We start from the raw sequence: 15,615 nt of genomic DNA on the forward strand, positions 1-15,615 counted from the left end.
TTATGTCGTTTTCCCCCGAGAGGCTGCTAGCATCGGATTCACTCGCATCCCGATCCGGCAACATCAGGTAGCCCATGCTCGAGACCACAGCACCGCCAAGGAAAGCAACGCTGGCCCCGCCGCTGGACACACGGCACCAGGTCGAAACGCCGGAAGGCATCGATCTGCCGCTGCGTCCCGCCGGCCTGATGGTGCGTGCCGTGGCCTTCACCATCGATCTGGTTTTGCGCGGGGTGATCCTCGGGCTGCTGTTCATGCTGCTGGCGCTGCTCGGCAAACTCGGCATCGGCCTGGGTTCGCTGCTGCTGTTCGCGGTGAGCTGGTGGTACATGGTGCTGTTCGAAGTGCTGCGCCAAGGCCGTTCGCCGGGCAAACAATGGATGGGCCTGCGGGTGGTGCACGACGATGGCACCCCGGTCGGTTGGTCGGCCTCCTTGCTGCGCAACCTGCTGCGTTTTGTCGACCTGATGCCGTTCGGCTATTTCCTTGGCGCCATCAGTTGCCTGCAACACCCGACCTTCAAACGCCTCGGCGACATCGCTGCCGGCACGCTGGTGATCTACAGTGAACGCCCGCTCAAGCGCCCGCAATTGCCCGATGCCGAACCCCGCCGCTCGCCGGTCCCGCTTACCCTGACGGAACAACGGGCCCTGCTCGCTTTCGCCGAACGCCAGGATGAACTGTCGACGGCGCGGGTCAACGAACTCGCGGCACTCCTGGCTCAGCCACTGCACATCAGCGCGCCGAAAGCCGTCGGTGAACTCAACGGCATCGCCCGCGGCCTGCTGGGGCCGACATGAAGCAAAGCCTTTTCGAAAGCCGCCACAAGGCCGAATGGGAGCGTTTCACGCTCGCCCTCGAACGTCTGGAACGCGGCAAGGACACTTCGCAGGTGGCGGAATTTCCCAAGGCTTATCGTCGACTCTGCCAGCATCTGGCATTGGCGCAGGAACGTGGTTACAGCAGTTTCCTCGTCGACTCGTTGCAACAGTTGGTACTGCGCGGCCATCAACAGCTTTACCGTCATCGCAGCCAGCTCGGCGCTAACGTGCTTGGCTTCATCCTGGCCGGATTTCCACGGCTGGTACGCACCGAATGGCGCTTCGTGCTGGCCGCCGGGCTGCTGTTCTTCGGCAGCCTGATCGGTTTCGGATTGCTGGTGTACCTGTACCCGGAGCTGGTCTACAACCTGATCCCCGCCGATCAGGTGCGCGAGATGCAGAGCATGTACGACCCCGCCGCCGGCCACCTCGGGCGCTCCGCCGAACGCGCCGCCAGCGAAGACTGGGTGATGTTCGGCTACTACATCATGCACAACATCGGCATTGCCTTTCAGACCTTCGCCAGCGGTTTGCTGCTGGGGGTGGGCAGCGCGTTTTTCCTGTTTTACAACGGCTTGATCATCGGCACCGTGGCCGGGCACCTGAGTGAAATCGGCTACGGCCAGACCTTCTGGTCCTTCGTCATCGGGCACGGTGCATTCGAACTCACGGCCATTGCCCTGGCCGGGGCGGCGGGACTGAAACTGGGTTGGGCGTTGATTGCGCCAGGACGCCTGACACGCGGCGAGGCATTGAGACACTCGGCGCGCCAGAGTGTTTTGCTGATCTGCGGCGTGATGCTGTTCCTGTTGATCGCCGCGTTTATCGAGGCCTACTGGTCGTCACGCACCGGGGTCACGCCGCAGACCAAATACCTGGTCGGCGCCGGGCTCTGGCTCTGCGTAGCAGTCTATCTGTTGTTCGCCGGAAGGACCCGCCATGCGCCTGAGTGACGCCACCGTGGTGATCCGCCCGCGCAGTACCTGGGAAGCCATGGACCTGGGCGTGCGCATGAGCCAGCAGCACCGGCGTCTGTTGATGACCAGTTGGGCCATCGTCACCCTGCCGCTGTTCGTGGTGCTCAGCCTGTTGCTGTGGGATTCGCCGTCGCTCGCGGTGTTTATCTTCTGGTGGCTGAAACCGGCGTACGAACGCTTGCCGCTGTACATCCTGTCCAAAGCCCTGTTCGGTGAAACGCCCACGCTGAAACAGGCATTGCACCAATGGCCAAAACTGCTCAAACCGCAATTGCTGGCGAGCCTGACCTGGCGACGCCTGAGCTTCAGTCGCAGCTTCCTGATGCCGGTGGTGCAGCTCGAAGGACTGGGCGGTCTCACACGCCAGCAGCGTTTGCGGGTACTGCTGCAACGCAATGCCGGTGCCGCACAGTGGCTGACGATCATCGGCGTCCATTTGGAAACGGCGCTGTGGATCGGACTGATGGTGTTGTTCTACCTGCTTTTGCCGCAACAGGTTGAAACCGACTGGGACTGGCAAAGCCTGATCTTTGCCGCCGACCACGAGTGGCGCTGGCTCGAGCACCTGACCAATGCTTTCTATGCCCTGATACTGGTGATCTGGGAACCGGTCTACGTCGCCTGCGGTTTCAGCCTTTACCTGAACCGACGCACTGTACTCGAAGCCTGGGACATCGAACTGGTGTTCCGCCGCCTGCGTCAACGCCTGAACAGCAGCGCACTCGGTTTGCTGCTGGTGGTCTGTCTGCTGCTGCCGGGAGTGCCCTCGGCATGGGCCGCCGATCCTGCCACCGCCCCGGATGCGCCCCGGCTTTTGAATCAGCCACTGACCAGCCAGGCATCCCGCGACAGCATCAAGGCCTTGCTGGAACAACCGCCGTTCAAGAACAAGGAAACCGTCACCCGTTATCGCTTCGGCGAAGATCCTGCCACCGTCGAAAAGACCAAGGACAGCAAAGCCCCACAATGGCTGAAAACCCTGCTGGGCTGGCTCAATGGTCAACACCTCAACGGGCTGGCCAAGGCCATTGAAGTGTTGCTGTGGGCCATGGTGATCGGGGCGCTCGGATGGTTGATTTGGCGCTACCGCGAGTTTCTGCAAACGTTCGTCAGCCGTCGCCCGCGATTGCCCGAGCGGATAAAACGCCCAGTGCCACAGCAAGCCTTCGGCCTCGACCTGAGCAAAGAAACCCTGCCCGACGACATCGCCGCCAGCGCCGAACAGCTCTGGCAGACCCAGCCCCGTGCGGCGCTCGGCCTGTTGTATCGGGCGCTGCTCAGTCACCTGCTGCACGACTTCAACCTGACCCTGAAACCGGCCGATACCGAAAGCGAAGTACTGGCGCGGATCGAACATTTGCAGCGTCCCGACCTGCTCGCCTACAGCCGTCATCTCACCGGCCACTGGCAGAACATGGCCTATGGGCACCGCGTGCCGGCGGCGCATCTGCAACAGGAATTGTGCGATGGCTGGCGGTCACTGTTCGGCCATGGAGCTGCCCGTTGAACCGGCGCGCACTCTGGCTGATCGGCGCATTGATTGTTGCCTTGTCGGGTGCGCTGGGCGTTTATCTGTACCTCAAGGCCACGCCTTACCAGGCCGTTGTCGATCATGGCCCGTCCCCCGCCGCGCAAGCCAATCCTTATCTGGCAGCGGAGATGTTTCTACGCAGTCACGGGATTACCGTCGGCCATGCCGAGAGCCTCGCCGTGTTGCCCGAAATCGATCCTCGACGACACACACTGCTGCTGTTCAACGACCGTTCAAAAATGACGCCGCGCCAGGTCGATCAGGTCTTGAACTGGGCCCGGGCCGGCGGGCGGCTGGTATTCGTCGCCGAGGCGCTGTGGGATGAAAAGACCGGCCAGAGCAATGACCTGCTTCTCGACCGTGTGCAACTGCATCAGTCCCTGAGCAAGGATCTGAAAGACCCGCCGCCGGATGCCGACGACGATCCCTGGCCCAATCTGACCAAGCTCTATCTGGAAGACGAAGACGCTCCCGCCTACGCCGGGTTCGACACCGCGTTCCACCTCGACGACCCGAAAAACCTCGCCCAGGCCTGGGCCAACAGCGCCCGCGCCACGCACATGATGCAACTGCCCTATGGCGTCGGCACGATCACCGTGGTCACCGATGCCGACCTGTGGAAAACCCCGGCCATCGCCCGACACGACAATGCCTGGCTGCTCTGGTATCTGAGCGCCGACACCGCCGTGACGCTGCTGTACAACACCGAACACGACGGTCTGCTGACCTTGCTCTGGCGCTATTTCCCGCAGGCCATCGTGGCCCTGTTGGCGCTGATCGGTCTGTGGCTGTGGCATGTCGGCGTGCGTCACGGGCCGGTGCAGGCTCCTGCCCCGAGCGGTCGTCGTCAGTTGATGGAACATCTGCGCGCCAGTGCCGATTTCATCCTGCGTCACAACGGTCAACAGACCTTGCTGCAAGCCTTGCAGCAGGACGTCCTGCGCCGCGCCCGTCATCGTCATCCCGGTTTCGACCAATTGAACGTCGCCGAACAATGGCTGGCCCTGTCACGCCTGACCCGCCAGCCGACCCGTGCCATCAGCCAGGCCCTGAGCCCGGCACCGAAGCGGCGCCTGTCCAGCGCCGAATTCTGCCGTCAGGTCGCCCACCTGCAAGCCTTGAGGAACTCGCTATGACCGAACACATCGAACCCGGCTCGCCCAGCCACGCGGCCCAGCAACGCCACCGAGCCAGTCAGTTGGCCCAAGCGGTACGCGGTGAATTGCAGAAGGCGCTGATCGGCCAGAACCCGGTGATCGACGACGTGCTGACCGCGCTGATCGCCGGCGGCCATGTGCTGCTCGAAGGCGTCCCCGGCCTCGGCAAAACCCTGCTGGTACGGGCCCTGGCCAAATGCTTCGGTGGCGAGTTCGCACGCATCCAGTTCACCCCGGACCTGATGCCCAGCGACGTTACCGGCCACGCGGTCTACGACCTGCAGACCGAACAATTCAAATTGCGCAAAGGCCCGTTGTTCACCAACCTGCTGCTGGCCGACGAGATCAACCGCGCCCCGGCCAAGACCCAAGCTGCACTGCTGGAAGCGATGCAGGAACGTCAGGTCACCCTCGAAGGCCGGGCCCTGCCGATTGCCCAGCCGTTCATGGTGCTCGCCACGCAAAACCCGATCGAACAGGAAGGCACTTATCCGCTGCCGGAAGCCGAGCTTGATCGCTTCATGCTCAAGGTGCGCATGGATTACCCCGACGCCGATCAGGAACTGGACATGGTGCGCCAGGTCAGCCGCTCGACCCGCGCCGACATGCTCGACGTGCAACCGCTGCGCACCGTGTTGCAGGCCAAGGACGTGCAAGCCCTGCAACGCATCGCCAGCGATCTGCCGCTGGACGATCAGGTGCTCGATTACGCCGTACGCCTCGCTCGCAGCACCCGTACCTGGCCGGGGCTGAGCCTCGGCGCCGGGCCCCGCGCCTCCATCGCACTGGTGCGCTGCGCCCGCGCCCGGGCCCTGTTGCGCGGCGGCGAATTCGTGATTCCCGACGACATCAAAGGCTGTGCACTGGCGGTGTTGCGCCACCGCGTACGCCTCGCCCCGGAGCTGGATATCGAAGGGCTGCAAGTCGATCAAGTCCTTCAGCAACTGCTCGACCAAGTACCGGCGCCGCGCCTGTGAAACCCTCGCGTCTGTTGTTGATCTGGCTGGCGATCCTGCTGGCCATCGGCATTGTGCTGGGCGCGTTGCAGGCGCTGGACGTCGAGGTACCATCGAGCCTGTTGTCGATCAACTGGGGATTGCTGCTGGCGCTTTTTGCGCTGAGCCTGCTGGACGCTTTGCGCCTCAAACGCCTGCCCTCGCCCCGCATGAAACGACAGATACCCGGCAGCCTGGCCCTCGGTCGCTGGAGCGAGATCCGGCTGGAAATCGAACACGATTTCGACCAACCACTGGCCATTCAGATCTTCGATCACGTACCCGATGGTCTGAGTTTCGAAAACCTGCCACTCGACACCGAGCTGCAACCCGGCCAGCGCAGCCTGATCGGCTATCGCCTGCGTCCGCTCAAACGCGGCCACTTCACCTTCGACACCTGCGAACTCAACCTGCCAAGCCCCTTCGGCCTGTGGTCCGGCAAACGCCTGCTGAACATCACCGATCACACCCGCGTCTACCCCGACTTCGCCCGCCTCTACGGCGGTCAGTTGCTGGCGGTGGACAACTGGCTCAGCCAGCTCGGCGTACGCCAGCGCCAACGTCGTGGCCAGGGCATGGAATTCCATCAGCTGCGGGAATTCCGCGAAGGCGACAGCCTGCGCCAGATCGACTGGAAAGCCACCGCCCGCCATCGCACACCGATTGCCCGGGAGTACGAGGACGAACGGGATCAACAGATCATCTTCATGCTCGATTGCGGGCGGCAGATGCGCAGTCAGGATGGTGAGCTGTCGCATTTCGATCATGCGTTGAATGCGTGTTTGCTGTTGAGTTATGTGGCGTTGCGGCAGGGGGATGCGGTGGGACTAAGCACCTTCGCCTGCGAACAGCCGCGTTGCGTGGCGCCGGTCAAAGGCACGAATCAGCTCAGGACTCTCTTAAACACGGTCTACGACCTCGCCAGCAGCCGACATGCCGCTGATTATCAAACTGCGGTCAACCAAGTGCTGGCCCGGCAGAAACGCCAGGCTCTGGTGGTGCTGCTGACCAATGTGCGCGATGAGGACAGTGAGGAACTGCTGGCCGCTGCCAAGCGCTTGAGTAGCCAGCATCGGGTGCTCGTGGCGAGCCTTCGAGAGTGTGTTCTCGATGAAACACGCCTTCGACCGGTGGAGACATTGGAGGAAGCATTGACCTATTGCGCGACGGTGGGCTATTTGAATGCCTGCGCCGACATCCAGGAGCAATTGAACGCTCATGAAATCACGCTATTGCAAACGCGGCCCACGGACCTGGGGATCGCGCTTGCAAAGCACTATCTGGACTGGAAGAAAACGGGAAATCTTTAGAGCCTCGGCATTCGCACCGTCGAACCGTCATAACGATTCAATATAAACATGCGCAAATATAAGCCAGATTTATCATTATACCGTGCCTCTCCTTGCGAGTTAGTGTTCATATAACTCGTACCGCCTCTCCACTCAAGGGTAACTTTAGCTCCTGACACCACATTATTCGTAAATGCCGACTTTGCGCGGATATGGTACGAATACCAGATTTTCCATTCTGGCCACTGTTCGTGTTGCTCTCTCCAGCGCTCTGCCGTTACCAGGTTGTGCCCTAACGACATTGTCAATGGCAAAGACACTTCCTTCGATTCAATAAACGCCATTTGCAAAGAAAACTCCCCGTTAATGGAGGTACTGGAACAATCCAGCTCCCATTTCAAACCCTCCTCCCCCAGTATTAGCTCGTTGACCAACGAAGGCCAGACCTTCACACCGAGCTTTTCGGCTGGCTCACCACTCCATAACAGTTTTACGGGTTTGTTCAGAAACTGGCTGGAAAGTTTGGGCCGCACGGTCAGCGTGTGTGATGCCCCGTGACAGGGGTAGACCGTACTGCTGTCGAAAGTCGCAGTGAACTTATCGAATAAAACATCTACTTCTTGCACAAAATTGATTACCGCTCCAGGTATCTCTGGCGAATGTGGCATTCCTTGGTAATCAGGCATCTCGAAGTGCAATTCAAACGGTCCATTGGATGTTTGGCTGGAAGAAATATGCCAAGTCAAGGAGATAAGTCCCTCCGCCATTTCAACCAATTGTCCAAAGGGAGGATCACACACTAGCCCCACCGACTCCGCATTCGGTTCACAAAGCAACTGGAGTGAGGACTCCGGATCACCAATCAAATAGCTGTATTCAAACTCCAGCGTCAGGTCGACGGACTCTCCCGCCGCCAGCATCAAACGAAACTCCAACCACCTCACTCGCTCACCATTGACGTACGGTCTGAAGTTCTGCAACCAGGTCTGAGAAGTAACCGATAAACTATTCATTTGGTATCACCCTGAATTCGAGATGTTCTCCTGCCCAACCCGCAAGCCCACCCACCACGGTCGCTTCGAGCAGCGCACGGTTCATGTTCGGCAGTCTGAATTCCACCTTCGCCTTTCCCTCACCGTCCGTCGTCGACGGTGGAAGGACGAGGTCCAAAAATGCCCATTTGACTTCGACGTTCGGCAGTGGCTGGCCATTGCGCGCCGAAACCACCAGGATCTCTGCTGAAACTCTTGCCCCGACAGGACCTGAGGTATTCGGACTGGTGAGCGACGCTATTTCCCGTGGTTCCAACAACTCATAGGGGAGCGTAATCGACTGCGAAGACGCCCCCGTCCCCACGGAGCAAATCACAGCTGACGGACCAGGATTTTTCGGGACGAACCGCACTTTCGCATTCCCGTAATAGTCCGTGACCCTGGTAAAAATCTCGCCGTTCTCTCCTGAGAAATTGACCTCCACACCGACCATCGCCTTCCCGCTTATCGACGAGAGAACGCTCACGACGCCAACAAACGCCTCTCTCCAATAAAGGATCGGGGCGGCACGATTGGCTGCACTGATCGTCAGAACTTGATCCCCCACCCCCACGGACATGTGAATCGGCGGTGACAGACGTGCCAGCCGCTCGGCCCCCAGGCGGAATGTACAGCTGCCGTCCCTGAGATCATCTACAGAAAACGTGTAACGCAAATTTCCGTGGAATGCTTGCGCCAATCCGAGTGTGTTGGGCGTGGAAAAAACGAACCCCAGCTTACTGGGCCCGTTCCCGCCCATCCCCAATGTCAACTTGCGTCCAATCAACGCATTACCTGCGGGCGCCGACACTTCCAGGGAGTGCTGGGCCTTGCGGCGCGGGAAGTAGGTTTGTTCTCCGACAGGAACGGCGGTCAGTCCGTCCATACTGCCGCGAACCTCAACCCAGGGGTCGCTGGGCAAAGCGGTGGCCGATGTCGAGAGGGATTCTTTGAAGTCATCAAAAGGACTGACAACTGAACTCGTGACCCTGTGCTCGCCCGGCGCTTTCGGGACATAGGCAAAACCGCTCGCGCCCTCGGCATCGGCCTTGACTTCGGTGGGTGTGCCTTCGGCCTCCCAAATGACCGACGCGCCCGCAACCGGCTTGCCGGTGAAATGGGAAACCACCCACGCCCAGACCCAGGCCGTGTCCAGCCCGATAACCGGATCCACTGCCGGATCGCGCAGCCTGGTCAACCGGAGCTTGTTGTGATCCAGCTTCATGGGTGTGGCGACAGCGACGAAATTCAGCTCAGGCAAAGACACGGTCACATTGAACAGGCCTGCCACAGCAGCAGTGAAGTCCAGTTCCCATTGCACCCCGCTGGCGTTCAGTCGATGAGGCTGATCCGGCGCCGGATTTATCGAAGCGCCCAACTGGTCGAGCGGCGTGCCCGTCAACTTCAACCATATATTCAGCCCCAGCAGCGGACTGAGCGCATAGGGCAGTACGTTGAGCGAATGAACCGCCCCCAGACACGGATCAAACGGTTGACCGGTCAGTGGTCGAAAAACCTGATCGAGTAACAGACTCAGTTCTTCCTTGAGATCAACGTGCAGCAAACGTCCGGAAAGCTCCCGCACCGTTTGTTCGCCCTCTAGACGAAATTCGACTTGGAACTGCCTGCTGAGACTGCTGGCTGCCTCAGAGGCAACGGTCCACTCCACTCCCTCTGCCACCAGAGTCTTTGACGTGCCCGGATCGCTGATGACAAGCCCGATTTCGGGATCCTCACCGCGCCAGTTCAGACTGATGTTTTTCCCGATCCAGGCGCTACCCGCGTTCGGCAAGACTTTCAAGGTATGTGTCTGTCCACGGCGGCAGAGCACTCCAAGCGTGTTGCGCTGTACTTCAACACCATCAAGTAAAAATGTGACCTCGCTCTTCCACGGGCTGGTCGCAATTGCGGAGATGACGAACGTATGTTCAATCGGCATCGCATCCGGGTGCGCCTGGATCTGTACGACGATTACATGATCGCCGGCACTGGTCGGCTGATACGAAACGCTGGTCCAGCCGCCAGCGCCCGTAGTCGAGTGAACAATGGTTCCGTCCGGCAACTTCCACGTTGCCAAGGCTCCCTGCACCGGATCACCGTCGCCGGCCGTCACCCTGTGCACAACCTCGACTTGAACGGTTGCACGTTCCTGCTCATCAACGACACATGTCTTGTCCGCCTCAAGCACCCGGCCAATTTCGAGTTCGTTGCGTGCCAGGCGCATGAGTTTGTCCGCAGACGGCAGGAGCAATTTCGAGCAGGTCAAATTCAATTGGAATCTGCCATCCAGCACATCCCCGTTCTTCAGCCTCCAAAGCAGTTCAAGGCTTGGGGTTATCGGCACTGTTTCATCAATCTGCGGGCTGACACCGACTTTAAGCTGTTCTTGGGAATCGCCCTTCCATCCGAGCGACATCTCGGTTTGCAGAAGGACTTCCGGCACGATTATCCGCAGATCATAATCCGACCCCCGATTCGGCCACCCCGTCTTTAATGCCCAAGGCTCTGGCTTGTCAGCGACAACCGCCATGACCTCGTCCCACGGATCCGTCGCCAGCACCTTCACTTCGAGGCTCTGCGTGACAACACCCGACGTGTAGTAAAGGCTCGGAACCGAGGCGCCGATGTTGAAGACTCCCGCAGCGTCTGGCCGGTAATCCAGGTACGCCCAGCCATCGGCACCGGTGGTCACATTGACCTGGATCGAACGCCCGGCGACAGTCCAGGTAACCGGCACCCCCTCAAGCGTCTGCCTTGTGTAAAACGATGCCACTTGCACGCCCAACCGGACGCTTTGATTGAGAGCAAGTACCGGGAAATACGCCGCAGGCAGGACTTGAAGAAAATCCAGCCGGTGATGCCACAACGATGCCTGTAACAGAAAGGGAGCGGCGTGGTACTGGCTCCACAACGTCAGCGTCATCGAGTGGGGTGCTGACAGGCTGAGCGCCGGGCAACTCAGTGCCCGGTCTTCGTGCAGCGGGTGATCGATCGGCGCATCGGGATAGGCGACAACTGCTCCATCAGGATTGCTGCCGAACTCCAGAGAGTAAGCGGTGCCCTCCCAGATATTGCCCTCTTCTACCTGAAAACCGAGCGCATGCGTTCCGGTGTTTTCCGCACCGAGGCAGAGCGGCACCAGTGATGCCGGTGGATGGGGTTGCCCGTCAAGCACGAACTCCTTCAGCTTCAAAGGTCCCAGGTGCAACTCGATAACGACGCCACTCAGATAAACCAACAAATGATAGTCATCAGGCCTGCTCGTCGGACTGGTCAAACTGAATGTCAGAATATCCCCGGCGCTGAATGTCGAGGGCAAGTCGATGGAGTACTCGACTGGGACAAAGTCCAACGGCTGCCCTGTGTTGCGCTGGCTACCGGGGGGAATCTGAATGTCCACGGGTGCCATGCCCTCACTGGCAAGGCGTACCAACGCTATGCCCTCATGGCGCGACTCGCACAGAAACTTCAGAACGTATCGCGCCTCTTGGCCCGGGGTTATGGGTGCGACGATCTCCTGGCTGATCGATGCCCCATAACCGGCCGCCAGCGTGTTGATATCCTCGCCGTTGTACTTCTGTGTGGAGAAAGAGATCCACGGACTGTTTCTCGGATACTTGGTCCAACCGTTCAAGAGAAACTCGAATGAGCCATTAGCCACCAGATTCTGGTTGGCGAGAACGCCTTGATTACCCATGGTTGCTCGCTCCTTGGCGCTTTTTGTTTTTCTGCGCTGTCTCGGCAATCGTCACCATGTCCTCTACCTGGCGCGTAAAGGTCGGCTCACCGGCTTTGGCGCTAAAAAAGATCTCCACGATGATGTCCGTCATCGAGGCCAGGATGCCGCTCTGCGGTTCTTTCAGCGGCCAAGGGAAGTTCAACTGCCAACAGGAAACTGCGCCGGTGTTTTCGAACGGATTGAGCAAGCCTTCATCAGGTTTGCTGGCGGTCAAACCGTTGTCGGACAGCCCGGTGGACAGGGCGATCTGCTGACCGGAGAGCAAGTTGATCAACACATCCGGGGGGGCCACGTAGTTTGCCGGATCGTGCAAATAAGCAACCGATTGTGCCGTTGCCAGGGTGGCGATTTTGCTGCTGATCTGGACCAGGGAAGCACGCACATCCTCGTACGGCCCATTGACTGTTGGCAGACTGACTGAGACCGAGCTGATCTGCCGGCAGTAATGCCCCGGATAGTCACGATCGAACAGCAACTGGGTCAGGCAGAACTCCAGTGTTCCTTTGTCCCGCAACTGCGCCAGTGCTTGCGTCCAGCTGTGAAGGCCGAGTTGGGGATCAACGGGGTCGTCGAACAAGCGACGCAGGGATACGGTTTTGCGCAGTTCCAGCCGTCGCTGGTGCTGCTGCATATAGTCGCGTTCAAGGTTCAGCAGCCACATCCGCAGATGCTCACCGGAGGTCAGGCCATTGCGATTGTCCAGCCAGACCCCGGGTAACGAGCGGACCGTAGCGAAGTCGCCGGTGTCGGCATTCAGCGAGGCCTGGGCACTGAGGCAAAGGCTCACAACCGTATCGTGTGCCTGATAGTGCAGCGCACTGAGCTGCCCCAGCATCCATCGGAACAGCTCGGTATTGGTCGCTCGCTGTTTGAGGAAGTTATAAACCGTCAAGGCATGGCTATTGGCAAGCCGGGTTTGCTCCAGACTGGTCTGCGCTGCGAGCACAGACTGCCGCTGTGCGCTGATCTGCGCTTCCAGCGCGCGGACTTCTGCCTGCGCCTGATTACGTTGCAGGCCCCAATCGGCACGCCGGCGGCGGTAAGCTTCGGTGGTTGCCAGTTTATCGGCCTCCATCTGCTTGACCGAGGAAGCAACGTTCAGTCCGAATACCACTGCATCGATGATTTTATCCGTCCTGTGCCCACCATTGGCCAGACCAAAAATGTTGGGTAGTGCGGCGATAATTGCGCCAGCCGGTTTGATGCTGGACGCAATCAATGAATACAGTTTGGCCGACTGGATCTTGTCCATGACCTCGTATTCAGCAGTCGATATGTGCTCGTCATAGAGTTTCGCGTAAGCGTCAGCGCGCTCTTGCGCCACGGCTTTGCTCTGCTCCAGCGCTGTGATCTGCAAGTGCAACTGCTCGATGGTCTGCTCCTGCATTGCGCGTGTGTAGTCGCCCAGCTCCACCATCTGCCGTTGTTGTATTTCCTGCAGCTCTGCCTGATCCCCACGCTCGCGCAAGCTCAGCAACTGCGCGCCGAACTCCGAGAGCATCTGCGCCGCACGCAACGCGACCTCGAACGAGATGCGCCAGCGAAAGGCGTTGACCTTGAGGCGCCCACCCATTGGCCGGGGCGCGCCACTGCTTCCGGCTGCCAGATCGCGCATCATCTGACGGGGATCGGTGGGTGCGCTGAACAGATCAATGAGCATCGGCACCCCGTCAATGTTGCGGTTGTTGCGCAAGTTATCCAGGCGCGCGCCAGGCAAGGCAAACAACCCGAGCAGATCTTCATTGAGGGGATTGATGAACAAGTCGGAGCCGAGTAACCCCGACCGCGCATCGGCATCGGTGGCGACAGGAAAATCCTTGAGGCTGAACGCCAATGTTTTTTCGAATGCCTCAAGCCTGGATCGCGACTCGCTGACAGCCAACAGATTGCCGAGTTTGATCGGGTTCCAACGGTTGACGGCGCGAACCGAAGGTGGCTTGCCCAGCATTGACTGCGCTCGGGTGTAGCACAGCTTGGCTGCCACCAGACTGTCGCGCGTCAATTGGCGATAGTGCCAATCACCCTGGGCGATCAGGGTCCGGACGTACTCGCAGAACATCAGAATCCGATAGTGCCTGGGTGCTGCATAGCAGATGGAATCCACATCGCCCGGATTCAGAGCCTCATATCCCGGATTGCCCTTGTCCCGGTTCAACGGCCGGCACCGCCAGTACGCTGGTCGCTCATCGTCTTCGGGAGGGACCTGCGGCTTGTCCGCCGGTGCCTGTGGATCAAACACGTACTTGAGCCATTCATACACCTCATCAAAACGCTGCTCATCGCGCAGGCGAGTGGCGACAAGATGCGGCTGATGAAAAAACAGCTCCCAGAAATTTCGGCCGTTGGCGCTGTCGAATGCGCCGTTGATCTCCTTGAATTCCGTTGAGCCAGACTCAGGGCCTGGCTCCTCGAGGAACTGAGTGGACCAGTCCAGCAAAAAATCGACGGACCTACTGGCACGCTGCACGAGCTCGGGGCCGAACAAGGTGTTGAGCCGGGTGAACTGCAGAGCAAGGTGCGCCTGATTGAGCGATAAGAACTGCGCCGCATTCCGGGTGTTCTTGAGCAGGGTCGGAACACGAAAATCCGTCAGATCCTTGACCCGCACCTCGAAGCGCTTGAGACCTTCGGTGGGGCTGCCAAATGTGAAGACGGCTGGCTGAGTCCAGCTACCTGCCTTGCGTTCAAGCTGCGCCGAGAGGGTACTCCAGCCGCCTGCCACCGGGTAAGTAGTAGGCGGTGGAAGCTTGTCGTCGGGAAGTGCGCCCTCCAGGTTCAATGTCAGGGAAACGTCGTTTCCGGCAAGCCCGGTCACCCAGCAATAACCTTGAACAAACAGCACATCCTGATCGCCTACGCGATGAGCTGTGGCATGCAGCCCAAGAAACCTCGACAGAGCGCCGGATGTTTGATCACTGGCAACCACCGTCGGCTGATTCATCAGCGGATGCTGAACCATGGCGGCGTCCGGAAAGCGATGTTCAGCCGCCGACCTCAGCCAGGCGCCATCGTCATGAGGCATGTCACGCAGAAATACATCCCGGACGGTGAGGACATTCACGGAGCCGGATTGACCGTTGGTCAGCAATACTCCGAGTTTGCCTTTGGGATTTTGGTAATCCTTCCACACCGTTGCGATCAGCCGGGCACCGATGGGCGAAGTTTTTGTCGGGTATTCCTGGATGATCAAAGTAGTCGGTGGCGACCACTGATCATTCTGGCGCTTGAACGCCACGAAGATCTCCAGTCTGTCGGGTAGAAACTCTTCCTTGGACTCCACCCGGTCGCGCCAAACGACCCACACGATGCACAGCTGCTCATTCCACAGCACCGGACGCATATCCACCAGCCGTACGCCGGCCAAAATATCCACGGTCAGCCATTCGCGCCACCCCCCGGGATTCATGGCTTCCTCAGTGGCACCCAGTTCAACGTCAGCCATGCGCCAGAAGTATTGGCGCGGATCACTGCGCGTTTGGCCGAGCAAATAATAGACCGTCGACTCCGGCAGCCCCTCGGTCATGCAGCCGCTGACCACGTCCAGATTGCAAATTTTCTCGAACGATTCCAGATAGACCTGCAGCGCCGCCTGCACACTGTCTTTGGTAAGACGTGCCTGGTTCAAATCGTTTTGCAGGGTCTTGAACAGGCTGGTCATGCCCATGCGCACGTGGGGCTGGACGAAGTTTTCCGGATAGGTCTGGAGCATCTTCAACGACGCCCAGTCCGGATAATTATTTGTATACCTCCACGCTTGCAGATCTTTCTTGTCGAATTCTTTAGTCTCAAAACCAGGCTCACGCTTGGTATATACAGAACTGATGTACTGCTGCGCACAGCTCACCGCCTCGGCAACCCGGGAGCTTTGCACCGCGAAGCTATCCTGCCCGTCCAGCCGCAATACCTCGGACAGATCTTGCGGTGTTGTCACAGACTCGTACTTCTTGATGTTGTCTGTACGGATTTTTCCGATGGCATAAGCAAGCAACGCGCGCTGACGCTTTTCCTGCAGTCCGCCGATGTTGTCGATCGTTACCATGATTTTTGCTCCTGAAGCATTAACCGAATGTGCACG

At 59.4% G+C, this 15,615-nt stretch carries 9 protein-coding genes; 6 read left to right on the forward strand and 3 right to left on the reverse strand.

Features of this window, described 5'->3' with window-relative positions:
* Positions 1 to 74: 74 nt before the first annotated feature.
* The 6 genes from DLD99_RS22410 to DLD99_RS22435 are packed head-to-tail and all read left to right on the forward strand — an operon-like array spanning position 75 to position 6,791.
* A complete protein-coding gene (locus DLD99_RS22410; RefSeq protein ID WP_114885095.1) occupies positions 75 to 800 on the forward strand; it encodes an RDD family protein in 726 nt (241 codons plus the stop codon).
* Complete coding sequence (locus DLD99_RS22415) at positions 797 to 1,774, forward strand: stage II sporulation protein M (protein WP_114886775.1); 978 nt, start codon at positions 797 to 799, stop codon at positions 1,772 to 1,774. Before DLD99_RS22410 ends, DLD99_RS22415 begins: the two co-directional genes overlap by 4 nt.
* Positions 1,761 to 3,305 carry a DUF4129 domain-containing protein gene (locus DLD99_RS22420; RefSeq protein WP_114885097.1) on the forward strand — a complete coding sequence of 515 codons (1,545 nt, stop codon included), beginning with the start codon at positions 1,761 to 1,763 and terminating at the stop codon, positions 3,303 to 3,305. Before DLD99_RS22415 ends, DLD99_RS22420 begins: the two co-directional genes overlap by 14 nt.
* A complete protein-coding gene (locus DLD99_RS22425) occupies positions 3,302 to 4,465 on the forward strand; it encodes a DUF4350 domain-containing protein (RefSeq protein WP_114885098.1) in 1,164 nt (387 codons plus the stop codon). Before DLD99_RS22420 ends, DLD99_RS22425 begins: the two co-directional genes overlap by 4 nt.
* The gene (locus tag DLD99_RS22430; RefSeq protein WP_085709599.1) at positions 4,462 to 5,463 is read left to right on the forward strand and encodes an AAA family ATPase; all 1,002 of its coding nucleotides are present in this window, start codon (positions 4,462 to 4,464) and stop codon (positions 5,461 to 5,463) included. Before DLD99_RS22425 ends, DLD99_RS22430 begins: the two co-directional genes overlap by 4 nt.
* Positions 5,460 to 6,791: a DUF58 domain-containing protein gene (locus DLD99_RS22435; RefSeq protein ID WP_114885100.1), complete on the forward strand. Its 1,332-nt coding sequence runs from the start codon at positions 5,460 to 5,462 to the stop codon at positions 6,789 to 6,791. The genes DLD99_RS22430 and DLD99_RS22435 overlap by 4 nt, the downstream gene beginning before the upstream one ends.
* Here DLD99_RS22435 and DLD99_RS22440 read toward each other — a convergent pair.
* Genes DLD99_RS22440 through DLD99_RS22450 form a run of 3 tightly spaced genes read right to left on the reverse strand, consistent with a single transcriptional unit; the run spans position 6,788 to position 15,579 of the window.
* Positions 6,788 to 7,783 carry a hypothetical protein gene (locus tag DLD99_RS22440; protein WP_114885102.1) on the reverse strand — a complete coding sequence of 332 codons (996 nt, stop codon included), beginning with the start codon at positions 7,781 to 7,783 and terminating at the stop codon, positions 6,788 to 6,790. The genes DLD99_RS22435 and DLD99_RS22440 overlap by 4 nt on opposite strands.
* Positions 7,776 to 11,498 carry a hypothetical protein gene (locus tag DLD99_RS22445; protein WP_114885104.1) on the reverse strand — a complete coding sequence of 1,241 codons (3,723 nt, stop codon included), beginning with the start codon at positions 11,496 to 11,498 and terminating at the stop codon, positions 7,776 to 7,778. Before DLD99_RS22445 ends, DLD99_RS22440 begins: the two co-directional genes overlap by 8 nt.
* Positions 11,491 to 15,579, reverse strand: coding sequence for a Tc toxin subunit A-related protein (locus DLD99_RS22450; protein WP_114885106.1), 4,089 nt, complete (start codon positions 15,577 to 15,579; stop codon positions 11,491 to 11,493). The genes DLD99_RS22445 and DLD99_RS22450 overlap by 8 nt, the downstream gene beginning before the upstream one ends.
* Between the last annotated feature and the right edge of the window lie 36 nt (positions 15,580 to 15,615).

The organism is Pseudomonas kribbensis (genome assembly GCF_003352185.1).
Lineage (GTDB): Bacteria > Pseudomonadota > Gammaproteobacteria > Pseudomonadales > Pseudomonadaceae > Aquipseudomonas > Aquipseudomonas kribbensis.